Origin of the sequence: Pseudomonas sp. p50(2008), assembly GCF_015351605.1 — a bacterium.
Lineage (GTDB): Bacteria > Pseudomonadota > Gammaproteobacteria > Pseudomonadales > Pseudomonadaceae > Aquipseudomonas.
Genome location: NZ_JACMYF010000045.1, coordinates 1 through 1,267 on the forward strand (window position 1 = coordinate 1; position 1,267 = coordinate 1,267).

Below are 1,267 nucleotides of genomic sequence, written 5' to 3' on the forward strand. Positions count from 1 at the left end.
GGCGCGAGCGACTACGCCGAGGGCTTTAGCGATATGGCCAGCGTCACCGGTTTCAAAAGCATCGGCCATGAACAGGGCGATGGTTTCAGGATCGACCAGCGCAGCCGCTGGATCATAGTCATAGATTGGCTCTTTCATTCATCCTCACTCCACTGGCTGGCAAGCAGTTTGGCGGTTTCGATATCGCGGGCCTGGCTGCCTTTGTCGCCACCACACAGCAGCAATACAAGCTCGTTACCACGCTGCTGAAAATAAACCCGGTAGCCGGGGCCGTAGTGAATACGCAACTCGCTAACACCCTGGCCGACCGGCTCAACATCGCCCAATAGACCGTTGGCTACCCGGAAGACCCGCGCCGCGATGATCGCTTTTGCCCGCTGATCTCTCAGCTTGCGTTCCCACGTCATGTAAGTAGCGGTTTGTTTGATCGTTTTCATAGGAGCATTGTAGTTTATAAATCACGGCATGGCAATAACTATTTGTACAATATTATTTTACAAATAGTTGACGATCCGAAGGCCGTTTGAGATACTAAACCCGTCGAAGCAATACCGCTTCGACACCCGGAACCAGCGGCGGCAACCGCTCCGGGAAATCTGCGAAGGAGCTTCAAAATGACTCACGTACTTGGATTGTGTGTAGAACCTGAAGGCATGGATGTTGATTCCGAAGTGCTGGCCCAGGTCGAGCCGAAAGCGCAGCAGGACGCCATTGAAGATGGCCTGCCTCGTTTGGATTGGCTGACCACCGCTGATTTCCGCCGATTCACCCACGGCATCCGCCACGCAGCATAAACACTCACCCACCCCCCCGGCCAGGCGGCGGCAACCGCCCCGGGGGATCTCGAAGGAGCGAACCAATGTCTACCACTACCACCTCCCATGTTTTCTATCAGCCTGGCACGGGCTGGGTGCATGAGTACGCCGTCCAGCTCGACGGCGGCGAATGGGTAACACGCAGCGGCCGCACGCTCGATCAGTTGAAGGAAGGACAGCCCGACATGATCGTTTGCACTGAGGATGAGGCGTGGCAGCAGATCGAAGCCGCGGCTAAATCCGCGCCGGTTCTGATCGATCGTGAACAGTTTGAATACGCGCTGAATGTTCTGCCGCCTGCGGGCTGGGTTCGCGCTGGTGATTGCGAGTCGTTCAAGATGATCGAGCGCGACAACGGGCGAGTAACTCGGATCTATGTTCGCCTCGGCGAAAACTTCTTTCGGTTCGCCGACCTCTTTACCACTCCGCATGCAGACGCCGTGCGCCTGTTC

4 protein-coding genes are annotated in these 1,267 nt (G+C 56.6%); 2 read left to right on the forward strand and 2 right to left on the reverse strand.

Annotated elements, in window-relative coordinates; translation table 11 throughout:
* Together H7698_RS31580 and H7698_RS31145 are read right to left on the reverse strand one after the other, a co-directional pair.
* Positions 1 to 138: helix-turn-helix domain-containing transcriptional regulator (locus tag H7698_RS31580; RefSeq protein WP_442966351.1), on the reverse strand; the 138-nt coding region annotated here is incomplete at its 3' end.
* Positions 135 to 437 (reverse strand): type II toxin-antitoxin system RelE/ParE family toxin, encoded by a 303-nt coding sequence (locus H7698_RS31145; RefSeq protein ID WP_016715863.1) that lies wholly within the window; start codon positions 435 to 437, stop codon positions 135 to 137. The genes H7698_RS31145 and H7698_RS31580, both read right to left, overlap by 4 nt.
* Before the next feature lie 177 nt (positions 438 to 614).
* Here H7698_RS31145 and H7698_RS31150 point away from each other — a divergent pair, with 177 nt between their 5' ends.
* Together H7698_RS31150 and H7698_RS31155 are read left to right on the forward strand one after the other, a co-directional pair.
* Positions 615 to 794, forward strand: a complete 180-nt coding sequence (locus tag H7698_RS31150; RefSeq protein ID WP_016715862.1) for a hypothetical protein — start codon at positions 615 to 617, stop codon at positions 792 to 794.
* Between the two features lie 65 nt (positions 795 to 859).
* Positions 860 to 1,267 (forward strand): hypothetical protein (locus tag H7698_RS31155; RefSeq protein WP_194693908.1); only part of this gene is annotated, 408 nt, incomplete at its 3' end.

Bases quoted from the DNA above. Each gene is read 5' to 3' on its own strand.
- H7698_RS31150 (WP_016715862.1), top strand. From the start codon at position 615: ATGACTCACGTACTTGGATTGTGTGTAGAACCTGAAGGCATGGATGTT.
- H7698_RS31145 (WP_016715863.1), bottom strand. From the start codon at position 437: ATGAAAACGATCAAACAAACCGCTACTTACATGACGTGGGAACGCAAG.